This is a genomic window from Natrinema saccharevitans (genome assembly GCF_001953745.1).
GTDB lineage: Archaea > Halobacteriota > Halobacteria > Halobacteriales > Natrialbaceae > Natrinema > Natrinema saccharevitans.
In genome coordinates, this window is sequence record NZ_LWLN01000001.1 from 1,102,950 (window position 1) to 1,119,538 (window position 16,589).

The window sequence follows — 16,589 nt, forward strand, 5'->3', positions numbered from 1 at the left end:
AGTTCTGTCAGTCCGTGTCGGTCGACTCCTCGCCCTCGACCGGTTCGGCGTCGACGACCAGCGGCTCCTCGGGTGGGACGGCGATCGACTGCTCCAGGACCGAGGCCCGTAGCGTCGGCTTCGATGCCGTCGCCTCCTGTCGGTACTCGTCCCCGGAGCGACCCCCACGAACGCCACGCGGCGTCAGGTAGTCGCCGTCGACCTCGAGTCCCGCCGCCTCGCAGAGCCGTCGCAGCACCGACCGGGCCCCCTCGGTGGTGATCGCCGGGGGCGCGATCGCGCGCTCGCGGGCGAGTTCCCGGGCCGTCGCGGACTCGAGCAGCGACTCGATCTCCGCTTCGTCGTGGTCGCGCTCGGCGAGTACCGTCCGCACGCGGCGGGCGATCGACGGCGCGTGGCCGGTCGGGAACAGCGGCCAGTCGTTCGCGGGCGGGTCCAGCACGATCCGGTAGCGACGCAGCGGCGTCCGCGCGCGGGCCGGGAGGGGGACGTCCTCGAGGCGCTGGGACTTGCCCAGCACGCGGATCGTTCCGGTGTAGAAGTCGACGTCGTCCCACGTCGCGCCGGTGCGGCGGTCGTCGTCGGGCACTCGGAACAGCTCCGAGCCCCGGACCGTCGAGTGGGCGAGGACGGCCACCATCGCGTACTCGCGCAGCCGCCGCCGGCGCTCGCTCGTCGACTGGGCCCCCGACTCGAGCGCCCGCTCGCGGACGTGGCGCTCGAGTTCGCGTCGCTGGTCGGCCGTCCACGAGTCGCTGGCGGGCCGGGCGTCGGCGGTCGGCAGCGCCGACTCGGCGCGGTCGGTCGCGGCGGGGTTAGTCTGGAGGATGCCGCCGCGAACGCACCACGAGAGGAAGGCCCGGACCACGGCGTAGTAGGTGCCGGCGGTCGAGGCGGTGTACTCTCCCCGCTCCGTCCGACGGCGAAGCTCCGCGGCGTAGGCGCGCATGTGGTCGACTTCAAGGGCGGCGATCGATCGGATCCCGTGGTCGGCCTCGAGCCACTCGGCCCACCGCCGCAGGATCGACTCGGCGTTGGACGCGTAGGCACCCGCGCCAGAGCCGTCGGGATCTCCCACCGCCTTGCGCTGGATGTAGGTGTCGACCGCGTCGGTGATCGCGACGCCGGTCACGGCGCGATCACCCGCCCGACGCCCGCGTCGGCCGTCCCGGATCGTCGCCGGACAGCGCGATTCCTGGTCGCTCGCCGGCGGCGACCGCAGTCGCGGGCGGCGCAGGTCGCGAGGGAGTCGTTCGGAATCATCTGTTCGTGTGGTACTGTTCCACGGCCCTAAATCTGTGTTTCGATCCCACGAGGGTGGAAAAAACGGACCGTCTCGGCCGCCCACGACGACGGCTCCAACATCGGACTCTCGTATGCGATCGCGGCGATTCCATATATCCGAATTTGGGTTATATCTGGTGCCATGATCGGCGAACTCGCTCGAGCCGCCGGTCAGGACGGATGCTGGTGGCGGATCTTCTCGGCCGTCATCCCCGGTACCGGCGTCCCACAGTCTTTGCATTTCCACTCGGGCGTCGGTGTCCCGCGTTCCTTCCGCAGGTCCTGTTTGAACTCGAGGCGGGCACCACACGGACAGCGGTAGGTCGTGCGGGTCATAGTCGGGACGACTCCGTCGGGAGCGATAAACGATTCGCCGGCCGGGGCTCGGGCGCTCGAGTCGGCACCGACACCGCGACCCCCTCCCGAGAACAGCGCCGGGATCAAGACGTTGCCGGTCGTCGTTTCGGACCATGCCGGAATCACACAGGATCTCGATCGAAACGGCGACGGCGACGGGGGCTGCCCCCGAGGTCGCCGCGGTTCATCACGAGGCCGACTCGGACGACTGGATCGTGTTTTGTCACGGTCTCCGCAGCGACAAGTCCGGAAGCTACGAGGGCCGGTGTCGGCGGGCCGTCAGGGAGGGGTACAACGCCGTCCGGTTCGACTGCCGGGGCTGTGGCGAGTCCGACGGCGCGTTCGTCGACGCCACCCTCGAGGCCCGCTTGGCCGATCTCCGGGGCGTCATCGAGTACTTCGACCCGGACTCGTACGTCCTCTTCGGCTCGAGTTTCGGCGGGAAAGTGGCCTTCCACGCCGCCGCGACGGACGACCGGGCGCGGGCGGTCGCGACGCGCGCGCCCGTGACGACTACCGATACGTTCGACGACTCTCGGGACACCATCGATCGCGACGGGGCGGTGCAGTTCGAGACCGGCGAGCGGATCGACCGCCGGTTTCTCGAGGCGCTCGATCGGCACCCCTTCGACGACGTGATCGGGTCGCTCGCGGTCCCGGTCGCGATCTTCCACGGCGGGGCCGACGACGTCGTCGATCCCGCCGACAGCTTCGCGGCCGCGCAGCGACTCGAGACCGACGTCCTCCTCGAACGGTTCGCGGGCGAAGGCCATCGCTTCTCGCAGGCCGGCGAACGGCGGTTGCGCGACCGACTGTTCGGCTGGCTCGAGTGGGGCGATAGCTAATCACCGGCCGGTGTCGAACCGAGAGTTGCCGTCCCACCGATCGGGGACTCACGCGTTTGTATCTTCGCCCGTGTCCTCGTCACTCCGTCTCCAAGGGGCACCACGGATCGGTCTGATCGCCCAAACGATGAGGACGACGATGATGACGAGTCCGACCAGCGCCGTCTCGAGCGGCGGAATATTCACCCCGAAGAACGCCAGCACCGTCCGTCCCTCGACGAGGATCACGAGGCTCAGTGCGATGAGGATCAGTAATTTAGCTGGGGAAGTATGCATCAGGTGACTAACGCTCCAACGTATTCTAGTCCGAACTCGAGATACATGACCGCTTCGCTGGAGACGGGGAACGATCTGATATCCCGGCCGAAGAGGCCCGTATCGTTCGCGATACTGGCAAGTGGCAGGGCGTAAGCGAGGACGACGAGCAGAAACGCGATTCCGAACCACAGCCGCAGGTTGTCGAGAACCCGCGGCGAGTCGTCCGGGCCGGACAGCGCCGCGGGGATCTCCCCGTCGACGACCGGTTCGCTATCGGCGTTGAACACCGTCAGTGCCATGAGCCCGAGGAAGAGCATTGCAGAGATAAACAGCAAGGTGCCGCCGAGTGCGAGCTGGGCGTTGAGTTCGCCCATCGATCCGACGCCGACGTTGTAGTCGAAGCCCTGGTACTGTGGCTCCGCCGTTCGGCGCGGGACGCCGACGAGCCCGGCCCGGTACATCGAGTTCGTCATGAACACGATGCCGACGAACCAGAGGACGACCTGAAAGAGGGCGATCTGCCGGCCGACGAGCCGATTACCGGTCAGCTGTGGGACGAGCCAGTACGACCCAGCCATGAACGTCAGCGCGGACGCGGTTCCCACCTGCGTGTGGATGTGCCCGGGGATCCACAGCGCGTTGTGGACGAGGTAGTTGATGTTCATGCCTGCGTTGACGATCCCGGTAAAGCCACCAAAGGCAAAGACCGCGCCGGCCAGCGCCATCCCGGTGAAGGCGGGATTCCGCCACGGAAGGGCTCGGAGCCACTTGAACGTCCCTTCACCGCCGCGCTGGCGGGCCCCGTGTTCCATACTGGCGACGACGGTAAAGGCGGTCAACAGGCTCGGCAACAGCAGGAACATCGTGTTCGTCATCGCGATGAACTTGAACCCCTCTGCGATGCCCGGGTCCATGTACTGGTGGTGGATGCCGACCGGCGTCGACAGCAGGACGAACAGGATGAACACGACCCGTGCGAGCGGATCGCTGAACAGTCGTCCGCCCGAGAGCTTCGGTAACACGTTGTACCACAGCAGATACGCCGGCAACACCCAAAAGTAGACGACCATGTGGCCGAAGAACCAGAACAACGTCCGGGTCAGCAAGGGATTGACGCTGTCGATGATCTCGAGCGACCACGGCAGGAGAAACACCAGAAGTGAGGTCGCGACGCCGAGCGTGCCGAGATACCACATGAGCATCGTCGTCAACACCATAAACGTCGGGAGTGGAATCCGCTCGCCTGGGTTGTCGTCTTTCCAGGTCCACCACGTCCGGAACCAGTCGAACCCGGCCAGCCACGTGCCGACGACGAAGACGACGAGCCCGATATAAAAGAGCGGATGGCCCAGTAGGGGAGCGTAGAACGTAAAGAGTGTGTCCGAACTCAACTCCGAGCCGAGTACCATCGGGGGTTCGTTGAGGAACCCAGCGAGGATCGTGATCCCCGCGAGCAGTGATCCGATCGACATCAGCCCATACCAGAGCCAGGTGAACCGGATGTCGACGGGCCCCCGATCGAGGCTGTCCGTTATCGCCCACTGATACAGTCCGACGAGGAAGAAGATCGTGAACGCGATGATGAGGAAGACACCGTGGGCAGTCAGGGCGGTGTAGTAGTCTGCTGAATCGATGAACCGAAAGAGGTCCGTCCGGTGAAAGGCCTGAATGATTCCGAAGATCGCCCCGATCCCGAACGCGATGAACGAACTCAGAAAGGCAGCACGAACGACGCGTGCCTCTGCGGGGTACTCGTCGACGAACAGTGCCGTCATGACTCGTCACCCTCCGCTGATTCGTTGCCCTCTATTTCCACCGATCCGGTTTCCTCGTAGTCTTCGACGGAGACCGACCAGTCGTGTTCGCCCTCGCCGAGTGTATCGCTCTCGCTTGTAAACGTTACGTTCTCGCTGCTTTCGCCGTCGACGGTCACGTTCTGTTGGAACGTCTCGTTGCCGAGTTCGGCGTCGACGGTGGTCTCGAGTGGCTCGAATTGCCCGTTTTCGACCGTCGCGGTGAGTTCGATCGTCTCGCCCGGAGCGACCTCATCCGGTGCCTCGACGGAGAGGTCGGTCAGGTCGAACTCGTTCTCGGATTGTGCGACGATCAGTCCCTCCATGTCGTGATGGGCGGAGCCACAGTACTCGTGGCAGATGAGGCCGTACTCGCCAGGTTCGTCGAATTCGACGGACATCTCCGCGACCTGTCCCGGAATGGCCATCGCGTTGAGGTTCGTTCCGGGGACGTAGAAGCCGTGGATCACGTCGCGGCTCGTCACGTGGAACGTGACTTCGCTATTCGCCGGGACTTCGATCGGATCGGGCTGGAAGACGAACGTCTGGGCGACGACGTAGGCCGCGTACTCGTCATCACCGACCTGTTCGACTCGCGGTTCGCCGAAGCGTTCGTCGTCGTTGAGTTCGGTCGGTGCGACGTTCTCGTCCTCGTCGTCGATCATCGAGATGCCGAGGCCGACCGAGCCGTACGTGATCGTCACGATGAAGCCGACGATCAGGACCATCGAGCCCACGAGCCAGAGCTTCTCGTACGTGTGGATCCTCATCCCAGGATCACCGACACGACCGTGCCATACACTGTCAGGTCGTTCCCGACGAACTCGACGAAGTACGTGAACAGCCACATGAGTACGAGCGCCACGAAGTACAGCGCGATGAGCGCGAGTGTCCCCCATGGATCGTACTCGTCGTGGCCGATCTCCCGCGAAACAGGAGAATTCATATCTGAATCGCCACCACAGTCGAGAAAATAACCCCTGTGGAGTGTTCGCACTCGAAATCCCGACTTGGACGACGAAAGCGTTTATTACCGTCACTGGCGCCGATCGTTTCGTTCGCCGAGAACGGACGCTCTCGCTATCGAGGCGGGTCGTTACGGCGGCCGGCGACGGCGTTTTCTCACTCAGAAAAACCGGACCGCTTTTCATACCCATGCCGGAAGGAACTGCTATACCAGTGAGTGAGGAAACCGATCTGTCGACCCTGCTTTCGGTTCTCGACGACGAGTACGCACGGGACATCCTCACTCACACGAGCGTCGAACCCATGTCTGCTAGTACCCTGAGCGAACGGTGTGATGCATCCCTCCCGACGATCTATCGCCGACTCGATCGCCTCGAGGAATGTCGACTCGTCACCGAGGAGACCGAACTCGCACCCGACGGCAATCACTACAGCGTCTATAGTGCGAACCTCGACCAGCTCGAACTGTCCCTGGAGGAGGGCTCGTTCGAACTCGAGTTGACGTATCGCGAGGAAGACGTCGCGGACAAGTTCACCCGAATGTGGGAGGGGATGCGATGATCGCGAGTCGAAACGTCGTCCGGATCGACGAGGCGACGCTGTTCGAACTGCTGACCGTCGCGAGTCTCTTCCTCGTCGCGTTGTTCGGCGCGGTCATCGCGTATCAGGCCTACCGGGGGTACCGGCGCAACGACGCACGGTCGATGCTCTATCTCTCCATCGGACTCTCGCTGTTGACGGTGTTTCCGTTCCTGCTCAACGTCTTCGTGACGACGCTGGTCGATCCCGATCAGGTCGTCATCGCGCTGCTCGAGAACGTGAGTCGATTGCTCGGACTGGTCGCGATCACGTATTCGCTGTACGGCCGCCACTGATACGGTTTGCTGTCACGATGTACCGATAGACTGCAGGGCAGTAGGCGGCTCCACCGGTACTGACTCACAGCAAACGGTACGAGAATCCGGGCGGACCGACCGGGCCGAAGCGACGGGGACCAACGCTCAGGGAAACGGCCGACGCCGCACGTCTCCGCGCGAGGGGGGATCGCGGGGACGTGTGGGGCAGGCGTCGCGACCGTGGGATGATCGGATGCGGGGGAGCGGGGGACCACGCAGGCGTGCGGGGTTGGCCTATCTCGTCCCCCGCTTTCCGCTACCGGCCCGTTCCTATTAGTGATCGGAGAGCGTTTTCCGAGTCGGAAAATCCGCCGGCTCGACGCGTTTCCGATGCTCGATCCCATAGGTTTGTGTCGACTGCCGCCCTGCTGTCGGCCATGCAGTATCTCGCCGGGACCGACTCGGTCCACACCACCGCAGCGATCTGTGACTACCTCGAGGGGCGAGCGACCGGCGACGACGCCGTCACGGTGGTCGCCGTCGCGCCGGCCGACGACCCGACGGCACGTCGGGACTGCGAGGAGGCACTGAACGTCGCTCCGGTCCGGCTCGCGACGGTCGGCGACGTCGAGACCGAGGTCCGCACCGGCTCCCCGGTCGCGCAACTCCGCGACGCGGCGGCGGAATCGTCGGCCGACGAACTCGTCGTCGGAGCGCACGGCGGGGATCCCGAGACGACGCGCGAACTGGGATCGACGACTCGGGGACTTCTCGCGGACGCAGACGCGGACCGACCGGTCGTCGTCGTGCCGATCCCGGACCTCTAGCGTCGCCTTCGTAGCCGACGACTCGAGTGCCGACCGGCTCGATACGGCCCGAAAAACGGAGAGAACGCCCGGAGTTCAGAACGGGAACAGCGAGTCGGCCTCGAGGTCGCGCTCGATGAGTTCGATCTCGTGGCCGTCCTGGTCCTTCGTGAACGCGTACATGTTGTCGCAGCTCTCGGGGTCGCGGTAGTCGGGAGCCTCCCGGGTCATGAGCTGTTCCCAGTCGTCCTGCAGGTCGTCGAGGCGGACACAGAGGTGACCCCACGCGTCGCCCATGTCGTACGTGCGGCCGTCGTAGTTGTAGGTCAGCTCGACGGACATCGCCTCGTCGGCGACGTCTGCGGGCTCGACGAAGTAGTTCGCGAAGGTGTCGGCCTCCCAGCGGCCGACCTCGTCGTAGCCGAACTTGCGGGTCCAGAAGCCCAGCGCCTCGTCGGCGTCCTCGACCCGGATCATGGTGTGATCGAGCGACCACAGTGCGCCGGTCTCGCGCTGGACGATCTCGATCTCGTGACCGTCGGGATCTGTAACGAACGCGTACCGCCCGCCACAGGACTCGGGATCCCGGTAATCGTCGACGCCTTCGTCCATGAGCTGCTGGTAGTACTCCTCGAGTTCGCCCTCCGGAACTCGCACGGCGATGTGGCCCCAGGCGTCGCCCAGCTCGGGCTCCTCGCCCTCGTTGTGGGTAATCTCGAGCATCGCACCCTCCTCGTGCATCTCCTCGGGGCCGAGGTAGACGATAGTGAAGCCGTCGCCCTCGTAGCGGTCTTTCTCCTCGTAGTCGAGGTGGGTCCCGTACCACTCGAGCGATTCCTCGAGGTCGGCGACGCGAATCATCGTGTGATCGAGCGTTCCGTCCATACGCGAAGACAGGCCAGCAGACGGCAAAAACGTGGCGAAGACGGCGGTCTAATCGAGGTCGTCGGGGGTCGAACCGGGGTCGGTTCCGGGGCCGCGTTCGCCGAGGTCGACCTCGACCGAGGCGGCTTTCGGATCGAGTCCCTTGCGGAGGGCGTCGAGTTCCGAGAGGGCGTAGACCAGGCCGACGAGCAGGACGGCGCCCAGCGGCAGGAAAAAGACCGGCGAGACGCCGAGGAAGCCGTAGAGGGCGTAACAGACGATCACGACGAACAGGACGGTGCCGGCGTAGGACAGTTGCGTCCGGATGTGGTCGATGAGGTCGGCCCCGGTGAACGTCGACGAGAGGACCGACGTGTCCGAGATCGGCGAGGCGTGATCGCCGAAGATCGCGCCCGAGAACACTGCCCCGACCATCGCCGGCATCAGCTCGAACGTCCCGGTCAGTTCGTAGGCGACGGGGATCGCGATCGGCGTGACGATCCCCATCGTCGCCCACGACGACCCCATGGTGAACGCGACGAACGCCGAGACGAGCAACACGACGATCGGGAGGACGGCGGGCGAGACGACGCCCTCCGCGGCGCCGGCGACGTACTCGCCGGTCCCGAGGTCCTCGGCGACCGCGCTGATCGACCACGCGAGGACCAGCACCGTCACCGCCGTCAGCATGAGGCCGAACCCGTCGAGGATCGACTCGGTACTGTCCCCGATACCGAAGAGGTCGTAGAACAGACCGATGGCGATCGCGGTCGCCACCATCCCGAACGATCCCCAGACGAGCGCCGCCGCGAAGTTCCCGGAGCCGACGACGTCGATCAGGACCGGGACGAGATTGTCGGCCCCGATCGCCGTCTCGAGCGACGTCGTGGCGCCGGCGTCGGCCTGGTCGGCCTGCCACGCCTGATAGCCGGTCCAGAACGCCCCGGCCAGCGTGACCGCGATCAACACGACGACGGGCGCGAAGAACGTCCGGAGCATCGGTCGGTCCTCGATGGGGGCGCCCAGGTCCTTCTCGACTTCCTGTAGGGGCTGAGCGTCGTCGCGGTTGACCTTCCCGGTTTGCCGCGCGCGGTGTTCGGCGTCGAGCATCTCGCCGAAATCCCGCCGCGAGACGACGATGATCCCGACCATGAGGATCGCCAGCAGCGAGTAGGTGTTAAACGGGATCGAGCCGACGAACGTCTCGAACGCGCCCGGCGTATCGGCCGCCGAAACGCCGTTGTCCGCGTCCGCGAGCGTACTGTAGCCGTCCTCGATCATCGACAGCTGGAACGCTACCCAACTCGAGAGGCCGAGCGTCGCCACGGGGGCGGCCGTCGAGTCGACGATGTAGGAGAGTTTCTCCCGGGAGATACGCATCTGGTCGGAGATCTCCCGCATCGTACTGCCGACGATGGCCGTGTTCGCGTAGTCGTCGAAGAACATGGCCATCCCGAGGATCCACGTCGCCAGTCCGGTCTTTCGCGGGGTCTCGAGGTTGGCGACCGCCCAGTTGCGGACGGCGGTCGCCCCGCCGAGGCGCCAGATCAGCGCGACCCCCGACCCCAGCAACAGGGTGAACACGAGGATCTGGGCGTGGAACTCGTCGGCGATCGAGCCGACGATCCAGTCGAACGTTCGTCCGATACCGAGACTGCCGGTCGCGATGACGCCGCCCGACCAGATCCCGAGAAACAGCGACAGGATCGGCCGGCGGGTCACGATCGCGAGCGCGATCGCGAGCAGCGGCGGTGCGAGCGAGAGCGCGCCGTAGGTTGCCATAGCTACCTAGTCGTCCGGTCTCCGGATATGCTTCATCGTTCCGATTTGGCCACTGTAGTGGCCACTGAACGTCGATGCACACCTGATCGCACCGCTGTCGTGCGATCGGCGTAGCACTCGTTTCAGTGGCTACTCTATCTATAGTAGCTCTTGAAAGTCAATGCACACCCGATCGCAGGACAGCGTTGTGATCGGTGTGTAACTCGTTTCAAGAGCTACTATAGTCACCCTCTAGATGGCGAATTGGACCGGTGAACAGGCGTTCACGGAGGACGTCAACGTCGCAGAATCAGTTTCAGTACGTCCTCGTCCTCGAGGACGTGATCTTTCCCGACCTGTTGCTGGTCGTGGGCCGCGCTGGGGCCGGTGACGCGGGCGAAGCGAAATCGCTCCTCCATCTCTCCGCCGAGCTTCTCGACCGCTTCGCCGACGGTCGCGCCCTCCTCGACGACAAGCGGCTCCTCCCAGTCGATCCCGCGGCCGGGCTTGTCCATGTAGACCCGGATGAGCCCCAGGTTCTCCCAGAGGCGGTCCTTGAGTGCCTCGAGGCCTTTCTCCTCCTCGGCGCTGATGAAAGTCACTTCCTCGGGGTCGAGCCCGCGCTCGCGCAGCTGTTCGTCGACGGTCTCCTTGTAGTCGGGGTCGATGAGGTCGACCTTGTTGACGCAGGTGATCGAGGGGATGTACTCGCGGTTCTCCATCAGGCCGTCGACCAGCCGGTCGATTGTGACGTTCTCCTGGAGGTTGACGACGGCGTTGACGTAGCCGTGTTCACGGAGGACCTGTTTGATCGTGTCCTCGTCCAGGTCCTGGTCGGTGCTCGAGGTGATCTTGATGCCGTCTTTGATCTTCGGCCGGACCGTGACCCGCGGGGGCTGCTGGTCGACGCGGATGTTGATGTCGTGGAGTTCCTTCCGGAGGCGGTCGTACTGTTCGATCTCGAACACCGAGAGCATGAAGACGATCAGGTCGGCGTTGCGCACCACCGCCAGCACCTGCTGGCCGTCGCCCTTGCCCGCGGCCGCGCCCTCGATCAGGCCGGGGACGTCTAACAGCTGGATGTTCGCGCCGCGGTGGCTGAGCATCCCGGGGTTGACGTCCAGCGTCGTGAACTCGTAGGAGCCGGTCTCGCTCTCGGCGTTGGTCAGCGAGTTCAACAGCGAGGATTTGCCGACGCTCGGAAAGCCGACCAGGGCGACGGTCGCGTCGCCGTGTTTCTCGACGGAGTAGCCGCCGCCACCGCCGCTGCCGGACTGCTGGTTCTCGAGTTTCTCCTTTTTTTCGGCGAGCTTGGACTTCAGCCGGCCGATGTGGGCCTCCGTGGACTTGTTGTAGGGCGTGTTGGCGATTTCTTCTTCGATCTCCTCGATCTCGTCCTCGAGCCCCATTTGTCCGTACACAACCGGTCGCGCCGAAAAACCCTTTCGAGAACGTCGCCCTCCGATCGCTGATCGACCGCGAGACCCGCTCGTCACAGGATGAGACTCGACCCAGACCCCTTCGCTTCGAGTACGACTATCTGAGTTGCGCCTCGCTTCGATCGACGGCGGATCGTGACCCGAAACGGTCGGGATACTGTCCAGTTGGGGGAAGGAATTTCTGCGTGCGGCGTTTCCAATGACCATGGTTCGCGTTCTGGTCCCGATCGATGGTTCCCAGCAGGCGACCGCCGCGCTTACGGAGGCCTTCGAGTTGTTTCCGGACGCGAAGATTCACGTCGTACACGTCGTTCAGGTCACTCGGATTCCGTCGGATCCGGGAACGTCGCCCTACGAGTACGCCCGGGAGAAGGGAGAAACGATCCTTCAGGAGGCGAAGACGATCGCCGCCGAATCCGATCGGACGATCGAGACGTCGATGACCGAAGGCCACGTCGCGCGAACGATCCTCCGCTACATCGAGGATCGGGACATCGAGTACGTCGTGATGGGGAGTCGCGGTCGGTCGGGGGTGTCGCGAGTACTCCTCGGAAGCGTCGCGGAGACCGTGACGCGTCGCTCTCCCGTTTCGGTCGTGATCGTCAGGTAACGATCGGGACGGAAGCCGGCCCGCGTCGGGACTCCTCGCGGACCCCCGGTTCGCGGACGAACACGGCGATCACGAAGACGGCGACAGCGGCGGGCGTCGGAAACGACGAACCCACACGGACGGTCGAGTGATACGGGGGACGGATCCGATATGACCCGTTCACCGAGAGTCGTTTTATCGAACCCCTTCGTATCGTCAACGTTCTGTTAGCTATTCGAGCCGAGCGGACGTACGTCATCGCATGCGACGGCGAGACTACGTCATGGCGGTGGGAAGCAGCGTGGGCGGGCTCGGAATGGGGACGAGGACCCAGTCGATCTCCCTCGAGCGGGGCTGTCCGGTCGGCGACGCGACGACGGTCCGGCCCGGCCAGGACGTCGTGTTCGAAGCGGCGGCGACGCCGGGCGTCGAACCGACGACGGCCGAGTGGACGGTCGACGGTCCGGGAGCGGCGGATCTCGCGCCGGCCGCACCCTTCTGGAGCTACACGTACCGGACGGGGAACCCGGCGGCTCACGGCCGGTTCGAGGAGTCCGGCATCTACGAGGTGTCGGTGACCGCCGACGGGGCGACCCTCTCTTGGCAGGTCACCGTCACCGACGACGCGCCGCCGGCCCCGTCCGTCGAGGTGACTTGCGAGCCGGGACCGGACGCGACCGTCACGCCGAACGAGTCGATCGAGGTCACCGCGACGGCTGCCGACGACCACGGGAACTTCCACCGGCTCGTCTGGCAGGAGGGGCGAAACGCCACGTACCTCGAGCGGGTCGACCTGTCGGGATCGACGGCGACGGTTACCTACGCCACGACCGGGGGTGACGCGATCTGGTTCGTCGGCGGTTATCCGATGATTGCCTGGGTCGTCTGTCGCGACGGTCGGACGCGGGCCGTCCGGACCGACGGCCCGTCGGTCGAGGCGTTGCGAGACGTCTCGATCACCGGGACGAACGACCCGGTTCACGCGGGCGAGGACCTCGTCGTCGACGCCGAGGTCGCGGTCGAGGGGGACTCGACGTATCACGCGTTCGTCGAGGCGACCGTCGAGCTGATCGTCGGTCACGATCCGACCCGCGTCGACAGCGAAACCGTCGAGGTGTTCGCGGGCGAGTCCGAGCCGGTCTCCCTCGAGTTCACCACCGCGACGGTCCGCAACACCCAGACGTTCCCGGCCCGCCTCGAGACGCGCCACGCGGCTGCCGAGACCGACGTCACCGTCATCGGCACCGAGGACGACGGGCAGGGTCACCTCGCGGTGACCGGCCTCGAGACGAACGCGCCGGTGACGGGCGGCGATCGGCTCGAGGTGACGGTCACGCTCGCGAACACGGGCGAGGGGCCGGCGAGTCGCGAGGTCGAACTCGTGGTGGGGCACGATCCGACGACCGTCGATAGCCGATCGGTCACCGTCGGCGCGGGCGAGACGACGGCGGTAACGATGGGCTACGATACTTATCCCGTCGAGAACGACGACGAGTTTCCCGTCCGCGTGCGGACGGGCGACGACAGCGCTTCGCGGTCCGTCCTCGTGTCCGGTCGCGACGGGGGCGACGGCGGCGACGAGGCGCAGTTTGCCGTGTCGATTACCGGGACGAAGGCACCGGTGTCGGGCGGCGACTTTCTCGCGGTGACCGCGACCGTCGAAAACGTCGGCGGGACAGCAGGGTCGGGCGACGTCGAACTCGTGGTCGGCCATTCGCCGACGGTGGTCGATACCCGACGCGTCGGGCTCGAACCGGGCGAGACGGCGACGGTCCGGTTGGGCTACGACACCTACCCGGTCGCCAACGACGACACGTTCCCGGTGTCGGTTCGGTCGCCCCACACGAGCGACACCCGGACGGTGACGGTCTACGGGACGGACTGACGCTCGATCGCCTCGGTCGACGGCCCCGTGTGGCGTCGCCGGTTGCGGCCCGCGTCGGCCGATAGTCCCGGATACTACCACCCAGTTTAATTACCATTACCAACGAAATTCCGGTACACCTAAACGACCGGCGGGAGACCCTCGAGTATGTCGAACGCGTCGCAGCTGCGTGACAGCACCCAGATCGTGCTTCCCGCGGAGACCCTCGAGTCCCTCGAGCCGCAGCTCGACGAGGCGTTCACCGTCACGATCGCGTCGGCCGGCGAGGACCGCCGTCGGATCATCGGCAGTCCCGTCGAGATCCGAGCGGTCCACGAGTTTCTCACCCGCCGCGGCGTCAGCGTCCGCTGATCCCGGCCGGCGCGGACGCTGCTACGCCGAGCCGCCCCGCCGATCCCCTATCGCTCCGGGTGCGTCGGCGCGTCGAACCCGCCCCGGACCAGCGGCTTCGCGACGTGGCGGCGCGCACACGGCGGCACCTCGTACCAGCCGGGCTCGAGGGCGCGCTCGAGGCGTCGGATCGCCTTCTCGTCCCGGCTCGTCCCGCAGTCCCGGCAGCGGTACCCCTGGTTCCGACCGGCGCTTTTCATCCGCCGGTCGCAGTCGGGACAGGTCGGCGTCACCCGCTCGGTGCGGACGAGGTCGCGGACCGCCAGCTTCTCGAGTTTGATCGTGCCGTCCGCCACTTCGCCACAGGCCGTAATTCGATCGCCGACCCGGAGCGCCCGTACCCGATCGCGGAACCGCTTCGTCGGTTCGAAGGCGGCACAGCTCAGTCGCTCGGTGGCTGCGGTCGCTGCGCTCTCGCCGGCCTCGGGCGGCTCGAGGTCGACGAAGACGTGGCCGCCGCGGCGGGTCTCGGGTTCGCTGGCGACTCGACCCGGGAGCCGGTAGGCCCGCCCGTTTCTCACCTCGGCGATCGTCCCGTTCCGAAGGTGGACGTCGGTCCCCTGATTGGTCACGAACAGCTGGCTCGCGGCGGCCGGTTCGCCCTCGATCCGCCGGGCGACCGCCCGGACCGCGTCCGGGTCGTCGCCGCGGATCCCGTGCAGGATCGGGCCCGGCGTGTGCGGGACGCAGACGGTCTCGTCCTCGCCGCGGTCGACGGTGTCCCAGACCGCGGGATACCCCCAGTCGGCCGCCGCGAAGACGCTCTCGTGATCGACGTCGCGAGGCGTTCCCCACCGTTCCGGCTCGCGGTAGGTGATGTACTCGTAGGTCCACTCCGAAAGGGCCGCCCACGCGCCGACGGCGGCCACCGCGCCGATGCGGCCCCGACCGTCGCCGGCGTGCCACGACCGATAGCCGCAGTCGTCGACGAGCGCCGCGGCGTCGTCGATCTCGAGGTGATCGCGGATCGCCGCCCGCGAGAATCGGCACACCGCGTCGGCCACGTCGTCGGGGCGGTGATCGGCGACGACCAGCCCGGGATTCGTGCGTTCGTCGGCGGTTTCGGAAAGCGCCTCGAGGCGGTCGCGGGCGACGGCGAACGCCGTCTCGGAATCGCAGTCGGTATGGATCGCCAGCGCGGCGTTCCCTCGCGTCTTGTACTCGACGGCGGGATTGAGGCGGACGAGGAGAAGTCGGGAAACTGACGCTCCGTGATCCCGTCGCAGTCGCTCGGCGATCGTCGCGGCGACGTAGGTCGTACACATGCCGCGCTCGCGCGAGTCGGTATCGTCGATCCCGACGACGGTCATCGGCGGTCCTTGGCCGAGCAGCGAGTAACCCCTTTCGGGACGGCGCGGTCGGCGCGGGAGCGTCGCCGGCCGCGGGCCGAATCAAGTATATAAACATGTTCCCGATATGAGTTCGAATCGCGATACGGCACACGGACATATCGGGGAAAACGTCTTATAGGAGGAATCGCTTACAACCCCCTATGTCCCGCTCCGCAATGGTCGGCAACGTGACCGCGATGTTAGAGGACGCGGGATTCGTGGTAAGCGACCGGTGTGCGATCCGGCCGAAGAGCTTCGATATCGCCGCGCGTCGCGGCGACGATCTGCTGTTGGTCAAGATCCTCGCGAACATCGACGCGTTCAACGAAGCGACCGGCCACGAGATGCGGCGACTGGGGACCTACCTCCGGGCGACGCCGCTGGTCATCGGCCTGCGGAGTCGCGACGAGGACCTGAAACCCGACGTCACCTACTTCCGACACGGCGTGCCGGTCCTCAGTCCCGACACGGCGTACAATCTCTTCATCGAGGAGGTCCCGCCGCTGATCTACGCCGCTCCCGGCGGCCTCTACGTCAACATCGACGGCGACCTGCTGGCCGACGAACGCGAGGACCGCGACTGGAGCCTCGGACAACTCGCCAGCGAACTCGGCGTCTCCCGCCGGACCGTCTCGAAGTACGAGGACGGCATGAACGCCTCCGTCGAGGTCGCGATGGAACTCGAGGACCTCTTCGAGGCACCGCTGACCAGTCCCGTCGACGTCCTCGAGGGGGCCGACGACGTCCACGAGAGCGAGGCGACGCCGGACGACCCCGCGGCGGACCCGGACGACGAACAGGTCGTCGCCGTCTTCACCCGGGCCGGCTACAGCGTCCATCCGACGGTCCGCTCGCCGTTTACCGCGGTCAGCGAGGACGAAGACGACAGCGACGTCGTCCTGACCGGCCACTCCGAGTTCACCAAGGCCGCGGAGAAACGCGCCCGGATCATGAGTTCGATCGGCCACGTGACCCGCACCCGTTCGGTCTACGTCGTCGACCGCGCGAAACAGGACAACGTCGACGGCACCGCTCTGGTCGAACGCGACGAACTCGCCGACCTCCGGAACGCCGACGAACTCCGCGACGTCATCCGGGAACGCGCCGACTACGAAGAGGCGGCCTGAGTCGGCCTCTCCCCGCCACGACCGTCGCTTTCTATCGGGTACTCCGTCTGTAGACGGT

Annotated in this window: 18 protein-coding genes; 8 read left to right on the plus strand and 10 right to left on the minus strand. The window is 65.9% G+C overall.

Features of this window, described 5'->3' with window-relative positions; genetic code table 11:
• Nucleotides 1-7: 7 nt before the first annotated feature.
• Both A6E15_RS05560 and A6E15_RS20815 read right to left on the minus strand, forming a co-directional pair.
• Entirely contained in the window at nt 8-1,132 is a 1,125-nt protein-coding gene (locus A6E15_RS05560; RefSeq protein ID WP_076144541.1) for a tyrosine-type recombinase/integrase, read from the minus strand.
• Between the two features lie 323 nt (nt 1,133-1,455).
• Complete coding sequence (locus A6E15_RS20815; protein WP_006179539.1) at nt 1,456-1,620, minus strand: hypothetical protein; 165 nt, start codon at nt 1,618-1,620, stop codon at nt 1,456-1,458.
• 134 nt (nt 1,621-1,754) lie between these two features.
• Here A6E15_RS20815 and A6E15_RS05570 point away from each other — a divergent pair, with 134 nt between their 5' ends.
• A complete protein-coding gene (locus A6E15_RS05570) occupies nt 1,755-2,486 on the plus strand; it encodes an alpha/beta hydrolase family protein (RefSeq protein ID WP_076144545.1) in 732 nt (243 codons plus the stop codon).
• Between the two features lie 48 nt (nt 2,487-2,534).
• Here A6E15_RS05570 and A6E15_RS05575 read toward each other — a convergent pair whose 3' ends face one another.
• Genes A6E15_RS05575 through A6E15_RS05590 form a run of 4 tightly spaced genes read right to left on the minus strand, consistent with a single transcriptional unit; the run spans nt 2,535 to nt 5,483 of the window.
• The gene (locus tag A6E15_RS05575; RefSeq protein ID WP_076144547.1) at nt 2,535-2,762 is read right to left on the minus strand and encodes a CbaC protein; all 228 of its coding nucleotides are present in this window, start codon (nt 2,760-2,762) and stop codon (nt 2,535-2,537) included.
• The gene (locus tag A6E15_RS05580) at nt 2,762-4,519 is read right to left on the minus strand and encodes a b(o/a)3-type cytochrome-c oxidase subunit 1 (RefSeq protein ID WP_076144549.1); all 1,758 of its coding nucleotides are present in this window, start codon (nt 4,517-4,519) and stop codon (nt 2,762-2,764) included. The genes A6E15_RS05575 and A6E15_RS05580 overlap by 1 nt, the downstream gene beginning before the upstream one ends.
• Complete coding sequence (locus A6E15_RS05585) at nt 4,516-5,307, minus strand: cupredoxin domain-containing protein (protein ID WP_076144550.1); 792 nt, start codon at nt 5,305-5,307, stop codon at nt 4,516-4,518. The genes A6E15_RS05580 and A6E15_RS05585 overlap by 4 nt, the downstream gene beginning before the upstream one ends.
• Nucleotides 5,304-5,483, minus strand: coding sequence for a cytochrome oxidase (locus tag A6E15_RS05590; protein ID WP_076144551.1), 180 nt, complete (start codon nt 5,481-5,483; stop codon nt 5,304-5,306). The genes A6E15_RS05585 and A6E15_RS05590 overlap by 4 nt, the downstream gene beginning before the upstream one ends.
• A gap of 233 nt (nt 5,484-5,716) precedes the next feature.
• On the opposite strand from A6E15_RS05590, the gene A6E15_RS05595 reads away from it, so the two are divergent.
• The 3 genes from A6E15_RS05595 to A6E15_RS05605 all read left to right on the plus strand — a co-directional run bounded on the left by A6E15_RS05595 (nt 5,717) and on the right by A6E15_RS05605 (nt 7,166).
• Nucleotides 5,717-6,064 (plus strand): ArsR/SmtB family transcription factor, encoded by a 348-nt coding sequence (locus A6E15_RS05595; protein ID WP_076144553.1) that lies wholly within the window; start codon nt 5,717-5,719, stop codon nt 6,062-6,064.
• Entirely contained in the window at nt 6,061-6,378 is a 318-nt protein-coding gene (locus A6E15_RS05600) for a DUF7521 family protein (protein WP_076144555.1), read from the plus strand. Before A6E15_RS05595 ends, A6E15_RS05600 begins: the two co-directional genes overlap by 4 nt.
• 398 nt (nt 6,379-6,776) lie before the next feature.
• The gene (locus A6E15_RS05605; protein WP_076144558.1) at nt 6,777-7,166 is read left to right on the plus strand and encodes a universal stress protein; all 390 of its coding nucleotides are present in this window, start codon (nt 6,777-6,779) and stop codon (nt 7,164-7,166) included.
• A 75-nt stretch (nt 7,167-7,241) separates the two neighbouring features.
• On the opposite strand, the gene A6E15_RS05610 is transcribed toward A6E15_RS05605, so the two are convergent.
• From A6E15_RS05610 to A6E15_RS05620, 3 genes are all read right to left on the minus strand, one after another.
• Nucleotides 7,242-8,030, minus strand: a complete 789-nt coding sequence (locus A6E15_RS05610) for a VOC family protein (protein ID WP_076144561.1) — start codon at nt 8,028-8,030, stop codon at nt 7,242-7,244.
• A gap of 48 nt (nt 8,031-8,078) precedes the next feature.
• Nucleotides 8,079-9,791 carry a Na+/H+ antiporter NhaC family protein gene (locus tag A6E15_RS05615; RefSeq protein ID WP_076144563.1) on the minus strand — a complete coding sequence of 571 codons (1,713 nt, stop codon included), beginning with the start codon at nt 9,789-9,791 and terminating at the stop codon, nt 8,079-8,081.
• 275 nt (nt 9,792-10,066) lie between these two features.
• Complete coding sequence (locus A6E15_RS05620; protein ID WP_076144565.1) at nt 10,067-11,179, minus strand: OBG GTPase family GTP-binding protein; 1,113 nt, start codon at nt 11,177-11,179, stop codon at nt 10,067-10,069.
• A 235-nt stretch (nt 11,180-11,414) separates the two neighbouring features.
• Here A6E15_RS05620 and A6E15_RS05625 point away from each other — a divergent pair, with 235 nt between their 5' ends.
• From A6E15_RS05625 to A6E15_RS05635, 3 genes are all read left to right on the plus strand, one after another.
• On the plus strand, nt 11,415-11,819 hold the full coding sequence (locus tag A6E15_RS05625; protein WP_076148198.1) for a universal stress protein: 405 nt from the start codon (nt 11,415-11,417) through the stop codon (nt 11,817-11,819).
• Nucleotides 11,820-12,060: 241 nt separating this feature from the next.
• Nucleotides 12,061-13,683: a COG1361 family protein gene (locus A6E15_RS05630; protein WP_076144568.1), complete on the plus strand. Its 1,623-nt coding sequence runs from the start codon at nt 12,061-12,063 to the stop codon at nt 13,681-13,683.
• A 147-nt stretch (nt 13,684-13,830) separates the two neighbouring features.
• The gene (locus A6E15_RS05635; RefSeq protein ID WP_076144570.1) at nt 13,831-14,034 is read left to right on the plus strand and encodes a VNG_1110C family protein; all 204 of its coding nucleotides are present in this window, start codon (nt 13,831-13,833) and stop codon (nt 14,032-14,034) included.
• Nucleotides 14,035-14,081: 47 nt separating this feature from the next.
• Here A6E15_RS05635 and A6E15_RS05640 read toward each other — a convergent pair whose 3' ends face one another.
• Complete coding sequence (locus A6E15_RS05640) at nt 14,082-15,383, minus strand: tRNA(Ile)(2)-agmatinylcytidine synthase (protein ID WP_076144572.1); 1,302 nt, start codon at nt 15,381-15,383, stop codon at nt 14,082-14,084.
• A gap of 182 nt (nt 15,384-15,565) precedes the next feature.
• Here A6E15_RS05640 and A6E15_RS05645 point away from each other — a divergent pair, with 182 nt between their 5' ends.
• On the plus strand, nt 15,566-16,531 hold the full coding sequence (locus A6E15_RS05645; protein WP_076144574.1) for a transcriptional regulator: 966 nt from the start codon (nt 15,566-15,568) through the stop codon (nt 16,529-16,531).
• Nucleotides 16,532-16,589: the final 58 nt, after the last annotated feature.